Raw genomic sequence first — 14,337 nt, 5'->3', positions numbered from 1 at the left:
GGGTGCGGGGGACGAAGTCCCCGCGGGGGCCCGAGGGGCGGAGCCCCTCAAGGGGTCTGGGGCGCAACCCCAGGGCTCAGCTCATCCGACCCCCGCCACGGGCGGGCGGGTGGGCAAACCCCCCGGGGTCCGGGGCGGAGCCCCGGGAGGCCAGCCATCCCACCCCGGGTCACCGCACCCACCCCCGCCCCGCCCCGCCTTCGCAGAGCCCCCCGGACAAACCAACCGACCCCTTGGACTTTCGCGAGCGCCCGGTTGCGGAACCGCCCCCCGAGGGGATCCTCACCCGCATGACGCGACGACACACACCCCCGCTCCTGGCCCTGGGGGCCCTCACCGCCCTCCCCCTGCTGACCACCCCCGCCCAAGCCGCGGCCACCCCCCAAACCCCCACCACGTACTACGTGGACTGCCGCGCCGGCAACGACACCAACCCCGGCACCACCCCCACCAAACCGCTGCGCACCCTCGCGAAGGCGAGCGCCAGAACGTACCGCCCGGGCGACCAGATCCTCTTCAAACGCGGCACGACCTGCACGGGCACGTTCGCCCCGAGGGGCTCGGGCGCCCCCGGCAGCCCCATATCGGCCGGAGCGTACGGCAGCGGCACCGGCACCGGCACCAGCAGCAAGCCGCACATAGAAGGCAACGGCAGCCGAGCCGCCGTGCTCCTCGACAACGTCCAGCAGTGGGAACTGCACGACCTGGACGTGTCCGACACCGGCCCCGCCACGACCACCGCCCGCCGCGCGGGCATCCTGGTCCGGCTCACCGACTTCGGCACCGGCCACCACTACGCCGTACGCGACGTGGACGTGCACGACGTCAACGGGGCCGACTTCAAGGACCCGGACCCGTCCGGCGGGATTCTCTTCGCGGTGCAGGGCGCGGCCACCCCCACCGGCTTCGACGACGTCGCCGTCACCGGGTCGACCGTGACCCACGTCGACCGCACCGGCATCGGAACCTCGTCGACCTGGGGCCGCCGCCCCGAGTACCCCGACGGCCCCGGCACCGGCTTCGTACCGATCACCGCACTCCGCATCGAGAACAACCGCGTCACCGACGCCGGCGGCGACGGCATCGTCGTCCAGAACGCGGACGGCGCGCTCGCCGAGCACAACACCGTCGACGGATTCAACATGCGCTCCGCCGGCTACAACGCCGGTCTGTGGGCGTGGAATTCGGACCACGTCCGCTACCAGTACAACGAGGTCGCGCACGGCCACGGCACCCGGGACTCGATGGCGTTCGACATTGACGGCGGCAACAACGGCAACGTCTACCAGTACAACTACAGCCACGACAACGAGGGCGGTTTCCTGCTCGTCTGCAACGGTGCCGGCATGACCTCCGCCGACAACGCCGTGCGCCACAACATCAGCGTCAACGACCGCAACCGCAGCGCGCCCTACGGCATCGTGTCGGTGGTGTGCGGGCCCTCGACGCGCACCCAGGTGTACGACAACACCATCGTGACCAACCAGTCCGGCACGGCCATGGTCAGCGACAACGGGCCCGGGAACGTCACCTTCCGCAACAACGTCTTCGTGTCCAACGCGGCCGGGGGCGCCCCCTTCTCGGACCCCCGCAACACCTACGACCACAATCTGTACCGGGGCGTGGGCGCGGCGCCCGCCTCCGACCACTCCCCCGTGACCGCCGACCCCGCGTTCACCGCCCCGGCCCCGGCAGGCCCGTACGACATACAACTGCGCCCAAACTCACCGGCGTTGAGGTCCGGCACCCCCATCGCCGACGGGGTCGTACAGGACTGCTTCGGCAATCCCATCGCCTCCCCGCCGAACATCGGCGCCTATCAGGGCGCGGGAGTGGCCCCCCGTTACGGGACGGGGTTGCGGGCGTCGTAGCGCGCGAAGCCCCGGCGGCTGAGGCCGAGCACCGTCACCGCGAGGACGCACGCGATGCCGCCGCCCACCACCATCACGGCGGGCGAGGTGAGGTCGGCGACCGTACCGGCGAGGAAGTCGCCGAGCCTCGGCCCGCCCGCGACCACCACGATGAACACGCCCTGGAGCCGGCCGCGCATGTCGTCCGGGGCCGCGACCTGCATCATCGTGTTGCGGAACACCATGGACACGGTGTCCGAGAACCCGGCGACGGCGAGCATGAACAGGCCGAGCCACAGCTGCCGGGTCAGCCCGAACACGGCGATGGCAGCGCCCCACCCGCCGACCGAGATCAGCACCGCGAGCCCGTGCCGGTGGATGCGCCCCTGCCAGCCGGAGAACACCCCGCCGAGCAGCGCGCCGACGGCGGGGGCGGCGACGAGCAGGCCGGTGGTGCGGGCATCGCCGCCGTACCAGAGCACGGCGACGGCCGGGAACAGGGCGCGGGGGTGGGCCAGGATCATCGCGCAGAAGTCGCTGAAGAACGTCATCCGCAGATTGGGCCGGGTCGCCAGGAACCGCAGCCCGTCCAGGATCGAGGCGCGCTTGGCCCCGGTCCGCTCGGGCAACATCGCGGGCAGCCGCCACATCGCGTACAGGGAGGCGGCGAAGGTGATCGCGTCGATGAGGTACGCCGTCTTGTACCCGGCGAAGCCGACGACGAGCCCGCCCAGCATCGGCCCGACGAGCGTGCCGGTCGTCATGATCATGGAGTTGAGCGCGTTGGCGGCGGGCAGCTGCTCGGGCGGCAACAGCTTCGGGATCATCGCCGAACGGGCCGGGGCGTTCAGTGCCTGGCACACCGACTGGAGCGCGATGACGGCGTACAGGAACCAGACGTTCGCGACCCCGGCAAAGGTCCCGGCCGCGAGCGCCGCCGAGAGCGCGGCGGATCCGAGCGCGCTGTGCAGGCCGAGCTTGCGCCGGTCGACGGTGTCGGCGATGGCGCCGCCGTACAGACCGAACGCGACCAGCGGTACGAGGGTGAAGATGCCGACCAGGCCGACGTAGAAGCTGGAGCCGGTGAGGTCGTAGACCTGGAGGGAGATCGCGAGCGCGGTCATGCCGCTGCCGACCCACGACACCATGTTGCCGAACCAGAGCCTGCGGTAGTCCGCCGATATGCGGAACGGCGTGAGGTCGGCGAATATCCGGCGCCGCGCCGCGCGCATCTCCCCGCCGCCGGATCCCTTCGCCCGTAGCTCCCCGGCCGCGGATCCGCCCGCCCGTGTCCCTCCCGCGCCGGGGGCGTTCGTCCGGTTCGCTCCGGTATCGGATCCGGTCGGTGCTGAGGTCTCGGTGGGCTGCTCGGCTTGTTCGGTCACGCGGGATGCTAACTCCGACGGCAAGCGCCCAGGTAGGGGCGACCTCACAGCGGGGCCGTCCGGTGCCCCGCACTCCGCCGACTCCGCCGGCCATGGCCGCGACGGCGGCGCGCCCCGGCGAGCACCCCGCCGCGAGCGTCGTACCCCGAGCGGGTCAATGTGCCGGAGCCCGGTATCCGGGACCGCACCTGGGCAGTGGACATGCCCCCGGTCGCACATCGCCTCAGGTCGGGGGCGCGGCGGCCCGATCCGGTTGCCGGGACCATCCTTATGCCACGCCGACAGGCGCGAGCCGAAGCCCTTGGGCGCCGCTAGGCTTCCCCCGATCAGTCAGCGTCGTCGCCGCCCCCGCCTTCATCAGGCGGGGGCGGCGACGCATCTCGCCGGAAGGCCAACCATGAACACCCTGATCTCCGCCGCCGCCCGCCGCACCACCACCCCGGGGACCGCCCACCGCGTGCCGCTCACCGCACGGGCTGCAGCACAGCACGCCGGCCACGTTCCCGCCGCCCTCGACCGCATCACCACGACCGCCGGCAACGCGCCGAGCGCGTCGGCCTTCCAGTCCGCCCTGTGAAAGATTCGTAACCCACGGCCCCAGCCCAGAGGCCCCCGGCAACCGCACGCCCCGTGCGACCCACCGGGGGCCTTAACCGTGCCACCCACACGAATCCCCCACATGCCGCGCCCGCACCGTCGACCCCTGCCTGCTGCTCCCCGCCCTCCATAGGATCAAGAACCTGTCAGTCATGAGGCGGCCTCGGCCCGAAACGGCACGCCGGTCGGCCGCCGCCAACGGACTCAGGAGATCTCGCATGTCCATGGATACAACCGGTGAGCACGGCGGCCCGTCCCGCATGAGTCTGGACCACCAGCCTCCGCCGCCCCCGCTCTTCACCGGAACAGGCCAGTCGGACCTCGTCTCGACCCCCGAGGCGAAGAAGTCCGCCGCCGACACCATCGACCACCTCGAACATGGCACGAAGGATTCCGGCACCCACGCCGACGAGTCAACAGCCAACATCGTCAAGGCATTTGGGCCCCACGACGGCCACGGCTGGGTGACGTCCGGCGCCCTGAAGAAGGCCCACCACACCTGGGGCGAACAGGTGCAGGCCCTGATGAACCGCCTGGGTTACGAGAAGTCCGCGCTGGTCGGCGCCAAAACGCTTTTGCACAACACCGACTTCGGGATCAAGCACGGCATCGCGCGCCCCGGTTCCCCTCTGGACCTCTTCTGATCCCCCTCGCATTTCACCGACATACAGGACCCCACACATGCCCACGTACCAAGAGATATTGGCAACCGACCTGTCCACATTGACCACGGCGGCGACGAAGTGGGATGAAATGGCGGGGAAGTTCAAGGAACACGAGACGCTGTACCACGACAAGGTGCACACCATCACGCTCCCCACGAGTTGGGTGGGTGAGAGTTCACAGGCCGCGAACGCCATGTTCGGCATCACACTCAACGAGTACAAGAACGCCCAGACCGAGGCCAAGGCGATGGCCTCGCTTCTGAGAGACGCCCACACCCAGTTCGTGGACCTTCGAAAGAAGGTGGAGTCCGAACGGGATGCCGCTGTCAAGGACGGCATGACCGTCTCATCCACGGGATACGTCACGTTCGACACCAGCAAACTCGACCAGTCAGAGCTGAGCGCCTACCACCACGACCCCGACTACCAGCGGTCCGCGCAGGAAAAGGCGGGCAGTTGGCAGACCCGTATCGACAATGCCGTACGGAGCGTGTGCGACGCCGACGAGGGGTTCGAGGTGGCCCTCACCCAGGTCGTCAAGGACTCCGTCATCACCGACGGCACCAACAACGGGTTCAACGGGCAGGCCAAGGGCGACATCGAGCAGTACGAGGCGGACGAGGGCAAGGACATCGCGCTGCGCGTCGATTCGGGCGATGCGACCGCTCACGATTACCAGGAGTTGCAGCGCCTCTTCCGCGACAATTCCGGTGACAAGGTGTTCAGCCAGACCCTGCTGGACAACCTGGGCGCCGACGGGACCCTGAAGCTCTCCAACTCCCTCGACAGTCTCGCCTATTACAAGGACCAGAAGCAGAGCGGCCAGTACCTGGACCTCCAGAAGGGCCTCGCCACGACACTGTCCACGGCAACCAAGGACCCCAACTCCGCCTTCTACAAGCACTTCCGCACTGAGATGCAGAAGGCCGGCACTGAAGAATTCAAACTGGACGGCCTCAGCAAGATCCCGAACGAGCGGGTCCGCGGCTACCAGAGCCTGGTCACCCTGATGCAGCACGGGGACGGCTATTCAGGCCAGTTCCTCAAGGACACCGCGGACGACATCCGGCACGCGGAGGTGTCGTACACGGCCAAGGGGAAGCTCGATTCCGTCTGGGCCCTGCGGGACAAATTCAGCGGCGGCGACCGCGGCTGGTTCGCCAACGACCCGCTCGACGGCGTTCTCGGCATCATGTCCCACGACCCGGCGACCAGCACCGCGTACCTGGACCCGGCCCACGGCGACAATCTCAACTACCTGCTCCACGGCCGGGACTGGGACACCGTGGTGGACCATTTCGCGACGCCGCCCGGCGGCACCACCCAGGGCATGCCGGTCACCGTGGAGGACGGCGACGTCCGCAAGGGCTTCGGCGCCGCCCTGGAGGCCGCGACGACCGGGAACGCACCGGGTGCGTATCACCCCGTCGGACACCACACAGCGGCCCAGGCGAGCATTCTGCAGCAGACCATCGACACGCTGAACGCGGACAACCACGCCCAGCAGCTGCCGAAGAACCTGACCGAGCCTTTGGCGCACATCATGACGTCATACACGCCGGACACGCACCAGACGTTCGCGAAGTCGGATTCGCATTACGACATTCCCTACAACAGCAACGGAACTGTCTGGGAGGGCAAGGACGGGGCGCATCTCGCCCTGGCGCCCGACCACTTGACCAAGATCATGCGGGGAATCGCCGACGACCCGGAGGCTTTCGGGCATCTTTACGGGGCGGAGCAGAAGTACTCGCACGACGTCCTGGCCGCTCTCCCTCAAGACGCGGGGGAGAAGACGGTCCACGATCGCATCGTCGAATCCTCTCGCGCCATGGGCTCCTATGACGGTGTGCGGGCGGACATCATCTTCGACGAACGCTTCAAGAAAACGCAGTGGGCCGCCGACTTCAACCACGGACTCGGCACCTCGCTCAGCACCGCGCTGATGTTCAACCCTGTGTCCGACCTCAGCCCCGTCGGAGACCTGGCCACGAAGACCGTCGACGTGTGGGCGTACGAGTCCAACAAGGAACACACGGCCGAGGCGAATCTCGCGGCGACCGATGCGAACGCCAAGAGCTATGACGCCGGCCAGCGCGACGTGGACCACATGGTCAGAATGTGGGGCCAGAGCCGTGGCCACGACATCGACAGCGACTACACCAAGTACTTCCTGCACGCCGGCCAGGACCAGTACGACCTCAGCCGCAACGACTCGCTCCGCTACCTCCGAGCCGACCGCTGACGTCCCGGGAAACGGCTCTCGACAGAATGAGCACCATGCAGAAAATCTCCAGACTCCGACGAATCCACCCAGGCTGGTATGCCGGGAGTTTCGTCGTGGTTCTGGCCATAGTGGCCCAAGTCCTTTACAGCACAGGGATATACGACTCCTGGCGCGACAGCCGATCGGTGGACCGGGCATGCGGCGGGATGTTGGCCCAGGGCGAACTCGATACGGCTCTGGAGTCCTCGGAACTCCGCGCCAAATCCCTTGAGCTCGATGATGGCTACCTGGCCCATTGCCTGGTGCTTCGGGCCGACTCCGGAAGGAACGGTTCTCTGGAGATGTCCCTGCGCTGGAGCAGCACCAAGCCCTCCGCCTTGGAGACCTTCCCCCGCTCCTTCGACATCACCAACGGGGTCAGGGGGCAGGCCGCGCCGCTCGGCAAGGGATGGCCGGGCATCGTACGGAATGGCGAATTCCCCGGTGTCCAGATCGCACTCGACTGCCACAACGACAGGAACAAGGCTCTCGTCGCGTACGGGTCTTTCGCGCCTCCGGGCGGCGCCCCGTCAGGAAGCGCTGCCGATCTGGCCGGGCTGGGCCGGGTAACCGCCGAGACCGCCCAGAAGGCCGCCGCGAAGTACGGCTGTCAGGCGAGCGGCGGCGAAAGGCTGACGGACGTGACGCTGCCGCCTTACGGCCCCAAGCCCGACCCGACCAAGCCGCTGGACCAGTCACAGGGCTCCTGCGCCGCCCTGCGCGGCCTCGCTCCGACGGCGACGCAGAACGGCGTCCAGCAGGCCATGGAGTTCCCGGCGGACGCACAGGCACCTCAGGTGAACTGCTACCTCGCCACGTCGTCCCAGAAGCCCGGATACGGCCTGTTCGCCTTCTACGGCGCGAGCGCGAAGGCAGTCCGGGCAGGCGGCGTGCCCTCCTCCCTCAAGACGCCGGACGAGCCGAGGGACTACGCCTGGGCCACCGCGAAGTGCCCCCAGTCCACCGAGCCCGCCGACTTCCTCATCACCCGACTCACGGAGGTGAACGGGAACGGCGTCACTTACCCCGTGCCCCACTACTCCCCCGACTTCGCGAACACCGCCCTGAAGGCATTCGTGGACAACGAGGCGAAGCAACGCGGGTGCACCGATGTGCGGATGACGGCTGAGCCGTAGCCCTGGAGAGGGGCGCCGGGCGGGGTCGTGAGGCGCCGCCCGGCGGCGGTGCGACACGCGTCCTCAGGGCGAAGGGGGCCGTGCGGGTGATCGCTCGAACGAGGTGCCCCAGCCGTTCCCGGCGAGACCGTCGCGCCCTCCCCGGCGGAAGCCGCACCGCTCACCAGAAACGCCAAAGGCGCAGGCCAGATCGTTTCTGCACCTGCGCCTCGTAGTGGGGCGGGTGGGACTCGAACCCACGGCCGACGGATTATGAGTCCGCTGCTCTAACCGGCTGAGCTACCGCCCCTAACGGCGCGTCGCGCACATTTGTGCGCGCCGTCTGCCGCAGCATAGCCGCTCATACGATCTCCTGCCTCGGATGGTCGGCTTCGCACGCCCATGAGGACTTCGCGGGGGATCCCAGCGGTTCCACGGGATACGAAAAAGGACCCCGAAGGGTCCGATTCCGCTGCTCTCCCGACTGGACTCGAACCAGTAACCTGCCGGTTAACAGCCGGCTGCTCTGCCAATTGAGCTACAGGAGATCGAGCTCCCCCGACTGGACTCGAACCAGTAACCTGCCGATTAACAGTCGGCTGCTCTGCCAATTGAGCTACAGGGGAATGCCTCGTTGCTTCGAACGTACCCACCTCGGGTGACCCGGGCGGCGTGCGTTCGCTGCGACACATACATTAGCGCAAGCAGGGGGGTGCTCCGCCAATCGGTTCCGCCCCGGGTGATCACGGGGCTGCGCGGGTAGGCGCGGCACACACGCTAGGGAAGGGTGACCGCCATGCGATACCGGCTCACGTTCGCCGCCGGACTGGCTCTCGGATACGTGCTCGGAACCCGGGCAGGGCGCGAGCGTTACGAGCAGTTGAAGAAGTCCGCACGTCAGGTGGCGCAGAACCCCGCGGTGCGGAACACCGCCGAGTCGGCCGCGCAGACCTCGCGCCAGGTCGCGGGCAAGGCCTTCCACGCGGTGAGCGACAAGGTCGGGGACAGGGTGCCCGCCTCCGTCGCCGACCGGATGCGCTCCCTGCGCGAACGCGGCCAGGGCGCCGAGGACGACTGGGGCACCAGCAACACCTGACCCACGAGCACCCGCGAGCCCCCGCGAACACCGGCGAGCACGTATCCAGGGGCCTCCCGACAGCGTTGTCCCGGCCACCGCCGTCCCAGGAGTCCCTCGCGTGCGGCAGAATCTTCAACCATGGGGATAGTCGCCGGGCTGGACAGCTCTTCCGCCTTCACTCGCATCGTCGTCTGCGACACGGACACGGGTGCCGTGCTGCGGCAGGGGTACGCCCCGCACCCGGTCGAACCGAAGGCGACCGAGGTCGATCCACAGGCCTGGCTGCTCTCGCTCGGCGAGGCCGCGACCGGCGGGCTGCTCGAAGGGGTCCAGGCCATCGGCGTCGCGGCCCAGCAGCACGGGCTCGTACCGCTGGACGGCCAGGGCAATCTCGTACGCGCCGCGCTGACCGGGAACGACAAGCGGGCGCAGGTCGCCGCCGCCGATCTCATCGACGGGCTCGGCAGCCGGGAGGCCTGGGCGCAGGCCGTCGGGTGTGTGCCGCAGGCCGCTCAGGCCGTGGCCAAGCTGCGGTGGCTCGCGCGCAACGAGCCGGACGCCGCCCAGCGCACGGCCGGCGTTCTCCAGGCGCACGACTGGCTGGTGTGGCAGCTGCTCGGCCGGCCCGCCCGGCGCACCACCGACCGCGGCGCCGCCTCCGGCACCGGCTACTGGTCAGCCGCCACCGGCTTCTACCGCCCCGATCTGATCGAGCTCGCGCTCGGCCACCAGGTCGCGCTGCCCGAGGTGCTCGGGCCCTCGGACGCGGCCGGCACCACCCCCGAGGGGCTGCTGATCTCCGCCGGTACGGGCGAGACGATGGCGGCCGCGTTCGGGCTCGGCGTCGGCGTGGGCGACGCGGTGGTCTCGCTCGGCGCGTCGGGCTCGGTCATGGCCGTGCATCACGAGGCGCTGGCCGACCCGAGCGGGATGATTACGTCCTTCGCCGACGCCACCGGAATGCATCTGCCGGTCGTCCATACGAGCAATGCCGTGCGGACCCTGCGCGGCACGGCGGAGATGCTCGGCGTCGAGGACCTCGCCGAACTCAGCACGCTGGCCCTCAAGTCCACCCCCGGCGCCTGCGGTCTCGTCCTGCTGCCGTATCTCGAAGGCGAGCGCACGCCCCGGCTTCCGCATGCCGCCGGGACGCTGTCCGGGCTTCGGCGCGAGTCGATGAAGCCCGAGCACCTGGCGCGGGCCGCCTTCGAGGGGATGCTCTGCTCGCTGGCCGACGCCCTGGACGTGCTGCGGATGCGCGGGGTCGACGTCCGGCGGGTGTTCCTGCTCGGCGCCGCTGCCGAACTGCCCGCCGTGCAGGCGGCCGCGCCGGCCATTTTCGGCACGCAGGTCGTGGTGCCGCAGCCCGCCGAGTACGCGGCGCTCGGCGCGGCGCGGCAGGCGGCCTGGGCGCTCGGCGTCTCGCAGGGCACGCTCGCCCCGCACACCCCGCCGGCCTGGCAGGGCGCCGCGGCGCAGATCTTCGAGCCCGGCGAGGAGCTCGCCGTGGGGCAGGCGGTGCGTCAGCAGTACATCGCGACGCGTGACGAGATCCACCCGGGTGCCTTCGGCCAGGGTTCTTGACTCGGACCGACATACGCTCTTTGCTATTCCTTTTGACTTCACCCCGATAATCGCTTGAGCTTCCAGGGGTGGAGTGTCGCAAGATGGGGGGTCGAACCCCCGATCTTGCCGACCCGGAGAGCCTGCGCGTGCTCATACGACTCCTGCGGTCCCATCTAGGGCCGTACAAGAAACCGATAGCCCTGCTGGTCCTGCTGCAACTGCTGCAGACCAGCGCCACCCTTTATCTGCCCACCCTCAACGCGAACATCATTGACAACGGTGTCGTGAACGGGGACACGGGTTACATCCTGGGACACGGCGGCATCATGATCGCCGTCAGCCTCGTCCAGGTGTTCTGCAACATCGGTGCCGTCTTCTACGGTGCCCGGACCGCGGCGGCCCTCGGACGCGACGTCCGGGCCGCCGTCTTCGCGCGGGTGCAGTCCTTCTCGGCCCGCGAGGTCGGGCACTTCGGGGCGCCGTCCCTGATCACCCGCACCACCAATGACGTCCAGCAGGTCCAGATGCTGGTGCTCATGGCGTTCACGCTGATGGTGTCCGCGCCGATCATGTGCGTCGGCGGCATCATCATGGCGCTCGGCCAGGACGTTCCGCTGTCCGCGGTCCTCCTCGCCGTCGTTCCCGTCCTCGGCATCGCGGTCTCGCTGATCGTGCGCAGGATGCGGCCGCTGTTCCGCACCATGCAGACCCGCCTCGACACCGTGAACCGGGTGCTGCGCGAGCAGATCACCGGCAACCGCGTGATCCGCGCCTTCGTACGCGACGAGTACGAGCAGGGCCGCTTCCGGGGCGCCAACACCGAGCTCACCGACGTCTCCCTGGCCACCGGCCGCCTCATGGCGCTGATGTTCCCGACCGTCATGACCGTCGTGAACGTCTCGTCGGTGGCCGTGGTCTGGTTCGGTGCGCACCGCATCGACAGCGGCGACATGCAGATCGGCCAGCTCACCGCGTTCCTCGCGTACCTCATGCAGATCGTGATGGCCGTCATGATGGCCACCTTCATGTTCATGATGGTGCCGCGCGCCGAGGTCTGTGCCGAGCGCATCGAGGAGGTCCTCGGGACCGACACCAGCGTGGTGCCGCCCAAGAGCCCGGTGCTCGAACTGCGCCGGCACGGCCATCTCGAAGTGCGGGGCGCCGACTTCAAGTACCCGGGCGCGGAGGCCTCCGTACTGCGGGGCGTCGAGCTGACGGCCCGGCCCGGCGAGACCACCGCGATCATCGGCTCGACCGGCAGCGGCAAGTCGACGCTGCTCAGCCTGGTGCCCCGGCTGATCGACACCACCGACGGCCAGGTGCTCGTCGACGGCGAGGACGTCCGCACGCTCGACCCGGTCCTGCTCGCCAAGACCGTGTCGCTGGTGCCGCAGAAGCCGTATCTGTTCTCGGGGACCGTGGCCACCAACCTGCGCTACGGCAACCCCGACGCGAGCGACGAGGAGCTCTGGCACGCGCTCGAAGTGGCGCAGGCCAAGGAGTTCGTCTCCCAGCTGGAGGGCGGCCTGGACGCACCGATCGCGCAGGGCGGCACGAACGTGTCCGGCGGTCAGCGCCAACGGCTCGCCATCGCGCGCACCCTGGTGCAGCGCCCGGAGATCTACCTCTTCGACGACTCCTTCTCGGCGCTCGACTACGCCACCGACGCGGCGCTGCGCTCCGCGCTCGGCCGCGAGACCGCCGAGGCCACGGTCGTGATCGTCGCCCAGCGGGTCTCCACCATCCGGGACGCCGACCGGATCATCGTCCTCGACGAGGGACGGGTCGTCGGGACCGGCCGCCATCACGAGCTGATGGCCGACAACGAGACGTACCGGGAGATCGTGCTCTCCCAGCTGACGGAGGCTGAGGCGGCATGAGCGGGCCCGGTGGACGCATGATGATGGGCGGCGGCCCGGATCAGCGGTCGATGAACTTCAAGGAATCCGGAAAACGGCTGGTCAAACGGCTGGCGCCGGAGAAGGCCATCCTGAGCGTGATGCTGCTCGCGGTCGTGGTCAGCGTCGGCCTCTCGGTGGTCGGGCCGAAGATCCTCGGCAAGGCCACCGACCTGGTCTTCGCCGGTGTGATCGGTCCGCGGTTCCCGGACGGCATGAGCAAGGCGCAGGCCCTGGAGGCCCTGCGGCACAAGGGCCAGGGCGGCCTGGCGGACATGCTCTCGGGCGTGGACTTCACCCCGGGCGGCAGCATCGACTTCGGCGCGGTCGGCACCGTCCTGCTCACCGCCCTCGCGGTGTACGTGGGCGCCGGGCTCATGATGCTGGTGGCGACCCGGCTCGCCAACCGGGCCATCAACAAGACCGTGTTCCGGCTGCGCGAGGACATCCAGACGAAGCTGTCGCGGCTTCCGCTGTCGTACTTCGACAAGGCCAAGCGCGGTGAGGTGCTCAGCCGCGCGACCAACGACATCGACAACATCTCGCAGACGATGCAGCAGACGATGGGCCAGCTCATCAACTCGCTGCTCACCATCGTCGGCGTGCTGGTCATGATGTTCTGGATCTCGCCGCTGCTCGCGCTGGTGGCGCTGGTCACGGTGCCTTTGTCGGTGGTCGTGGCCACCAAGGTCGGCAAGCGGTCGCAGCCCCAGTTCGTCCAGCAGTGGAAGTCGACCGGCAAGCTGAACGCGCACATCGAGGAGATGTACACCGGGCACGCCCTGGTGAAGGTGTTCGGCCGCCAGCAGGAGTCGGCGAACGCCTTCGCCGAGCAGAACGACGCGCTGTACGAGGCCTCGTTCAAGGCGCAGTTCAACAGCGGCGTCATGCAGCCGGTGATGATGTTCGTGTCGAACCTGAACTACGTCCTGGTGGCGGTCGTCGGCGGGCTGCGGGTCGCGACCGGCTCGCTGTCCATCGGTGACGTGCAGGCGTTCATCCAGTACTCGCGGCAGTTCTCGATGCCGCTGACCCAGGTCGCCTCCATGGCGAACCTGGTGCAGTCCGGGGTCGCCTCCGCCGAGCGGATCTTCGAGCTGCTCGACGCCGAGGAGCAGGCCCCCGACACGGCGTCGCCGGAGCGCCCGGAGGTGCTGCGCGGCGCGGTCGCCCTGGAGAACGTGTCCTTCCGGTACGAGCCGGAGAAGCCGCTCATCGAGGACCTCTCACTGACGGTCGAGCCCGGGCACACGGTCGCGATCGTCGGCCCGACGGGCGCCGGCAAGACGACCCTGGTGAACCTGCTCATGCGGTTCTACGAGGTCACCGGCGGCCGGATCACCCTGGACGGGGTCGACGCGGCCAGGATGACCCGCGAGGAACTGCGCTCCGGGATCGGCATGGTGCTCCAGGACACCTGGCTGTTCGGCGGCTCCATCGCCGACAACATCGCGTACGGCGCGGCGAAGGACGTGACCCGCGAGGAGATCGAGGAGGCGGCGAAGGCCGCGCACGCGGACCGCTTCATCCGTACGCTCCCCGAGGGCTACGACACCGTCATCGACGACGAGGGCACCGGGGTCAGCGCGGGCGAGAAGCAGCTCATCACCATCGCGCGGGCGTTCCTGTCCGACCCGGTGATCCTGGTCCTCGACGAGGCGACGAGTTCGGTCGACACCCGTACCGAGGTGCTGATCCAGAAGGCGATGGCGCGGCTCGCCCACGGGCGCACGTCGTTCGTCATCGCGCACCGGCTCTCCACGATCCGGGACGCGGACGTGATCCTGGTGATGGAGAACGGCTCGATCGTCGAACAGGGCACGCACGACGAGCTGTTGGCGGCGGAGGGCGCGTACGCGCGGCTGTACGCGGCCCAGTTCGCCCAGGCGGTGGCGGAGGTGGACTAGCGGTTGCCCG

General features: G+C 69.0%; 10 protein-coding genes and 3 tRNA genes. 9 read left to right on the top strand and 4 right to left on the bottom strand.

Features of this window, described 5'->3' with window-relative positions; translation table 11 throughout:
• The first annotated feature begins 290 nt into the window (after positions 1–290).
• Positions 291–1,871 (top strand): right-handed parallel beta-helix repeat-containing protein, encoded by a 1,581-nt coding sequence (locus OHA17_RS27365; protein ID WP_406508772.1) that lies wholly within the window; start codon positions 291–293, stop codon positions 1,869–1,871.
• Here OHA17_RS27365 and OHA17_RS27360 read toward each other — a convergent pair.
• Entirely contained in the window at positions 1,844–3,082 is a 1,239-nt protein-coding gene (locus OHA17_RS27360; protein WP_406510826.1) for an MFS transporter, read from the bottom strand. The genes OHA17_RS27365 and OHA17_RS27360 overlap by 28 nt on opposite strands.
• Before the next feature lie 550 nt (positions 3,083–3,632).
• Between OHA17_RS27360 and OHA17_RS27355 the strand changes: the two genes are divergently transcribed.
• The 4 genes from OHA17_RS27355 to OHA17_RS27340 all read left to right on the top strand — a co-directional run bounded on the left by OHA17_RS27355 (position 3,633) and on the right by OHA17_RS27340 (position 7,899).
• Positions 3,633–3,812, top strand: coding sequence for a hypothetical protein (locus OHA17_RS27355; protein ID WP_406508771.1), 180 nt, complete (start codon positions 3,633–3,635; stop codon positions 3,810–3,812).
• A 238-nt stretch (positions 3,813–4,050) separates the two neighbouring features.
• The gene (locus OHA17_RS27350) at positions 4,051–4,476 is read left to right on the top strand and encodes a hypothetical protein (RefSeq protein WP_406508770.1); all 426 of its coding nucleotides are present in this window, start codon (positions 4,051–4,053) and stop codon (positions 4,474–4,476) included.
• A gap of 37 nt (positions 4,477–4,513) precedes the next feature.
• Positions 4,514–6,742, top strand: a complete 2,229-nt coding sequence (locus OHA17_RS27345) for a hypothetical protein (RefSeq protein ID WP_406508769.1) — start codon at positions 4,514–4,516, stop codon at positions 6,740–6,742.
• Between the two features lie 95 nt (positions 6,743–6,837).
• Positions 6,838–7,899 carry a hypothetical protein gene (locus tag OHA17_RS27340; RefSeq protein ID WP_406508768.1) on the top strand — a complete coding sequence of 354 codons (1,062 nt, stop codon included), beginning with the start codon at positions 6,838–6,840 and terminating at the stop codon, positions 7,897–7,899.
• Between the two features lie 215 nt (positions 7,900–8,114).
• Here OHA17_RS27340 and OHA17_RS27335 read toward each other — a convergent pair.
• From OHA17_RS27335 to OHA17_RS27325, 3 genes are all read right to left on the bottom strand, one after another.
• Positions 8,115–8,188: transfer RNA gene (locus OHA17_RS27335), tRNA-Ile, on the bottom strand.
• A gap of 165 nt (positions 8,189–8,353) precedes the next feature.
• Positions 8,354–8,426, bottom strand: a tRNA-Asn gene (locus OHA17_RS27330).
• Between the two features lie 5 nt (positions 8,427–8,431).
• Positions 8,432–8,504: transfer RNA gene (locus OHA17_RS27325), tRNA-Asn, on the bottom strand.
• A gap of 170 nt (positions 8,505–8,674) precedes the next feature.
• On the opposite strand from OHA17_RS27325, the gene OHA17_RS27320 reads away from it, so the two are divergent.
• From OHA17_RS27320 to OHA17_RS27305, 4 genes are all read left to right on the top strand, one after another.
• Positions 8,675–8,974, top strand: coding sequence for a YtxH domain-containing protein (locus OHA17_RS27320; protein ID WP_398872459.1), 300 nt, complete (start codon positions 8,675–8,677; stop codon positions 8,972–8,974).
• A gap of 120 nt (positions 8,975–9,094) precedes the next feature.
• A complete protein-coding gene (locus tag OHA17_RS27315) occupies positions 9,095–10,540 on the top strand; it encodes an FGGY family carbohydrate kinase (protein WP_406508767.1) in 1,446 nt (481 codons plus the stop codon).
• Between the two features lie 128 nt (positions 10,541–10,668).
• Positions 10,669–12,402, top strand: a complete 1,734-nt coding sequence (locus tag OHA17_RS27310; RefSeq protein WP_406508766.1) for an ABC transporter ATP-binding protein — start codon at positions 10,669–10,671, stop codon at positions 12,400–12,402.
• Positions 12,399–14,327 (top strand): ABC transporter ATP-binding protein, encoded by a 1,929-nt coding sequence (locus OHA17_RS27305; protein WP_406508765.1) that lies wholly within the window; start codon positions 12,399–12,401, stop codon positions 14,325–14,327. Before OHA17_RS27310 ends, OHA17_RS27305 begins: the two co-directional genes overlap by 4 nt.
• Positions 14,328–14,337 lie beyond the last annotated feature (10 nt).

Origin of the sequence: Streptomyces sp. NBC_00212, from assembly GCF_045206365.1 — a bacterium.
In the GTDB taxonomy this organism is placed as follows: domain Bacteria; phylum Actinomycetota; class Actinomycetes; order Streptomycetales; family Streptomycetaceae; genus Streptomyces.
The sequence above is the reverse complement of the archived record's forward strand: the minus strand, read 5'-3'. Positions and strand labels throughout refer to the sequence as shown.

Coding starts and splice junctions, on each gene's coding strand:
- OHA17_RS27355 (WP_406508771.1), top strand. CDS start 3,633: ATGAACACCCTGATCTCCGCCGCCGCCCGCCGCACCACCACCCCGGGG.
- OHA17_RS27320 (WP_398872459.1), top strand. CDS start 8,675: ATGCGATACCGGCTCACGTTCGCCGCCGGACTGGCTCTCGGATACGTG.
- OHA17_RS27315 (WP_406508767.1), top strand. CDS start 9,095: ATGGGGATAGTCGCCGGGCTGGACAGCTCTTCCGCCTTCACTCGCATC.
- OHA17_RS27350 (WP_406508770.1), top strand. CDS start 4,051: ATGTCCATGGATACAACCGGTGAGCACGGCGGCCCGTCCCGCATGAGT.
- OHA17_RS27345 (WP_406508769.1), top strand. CDS start 4,514: ATGCCCACGTACCAAGAGATATTGGCAACCGACCTGTCCACATTGACC.
- OHA17_RS27365 (WP_406508772.1), top strand. CDS start 291: ATGACGCGACGACACACACCCCCGCTCCTGGCCCTGGGGGCCCTCACC.
- OHA17_RS27305 (WP_406508765.1), top strand. CDS start 12,399: ATGAGCGGGCCCGGTGGACGCATGATGATGGGCGGCGGCCCGGATCAG.
- OHA17_RS27360 (WP_406510826.1), bottom strand. CDS start 3,082: ATGCGCGCGGCGCGGCGCCGGATATTCGCCGACCTCACGCCGTTCCGC.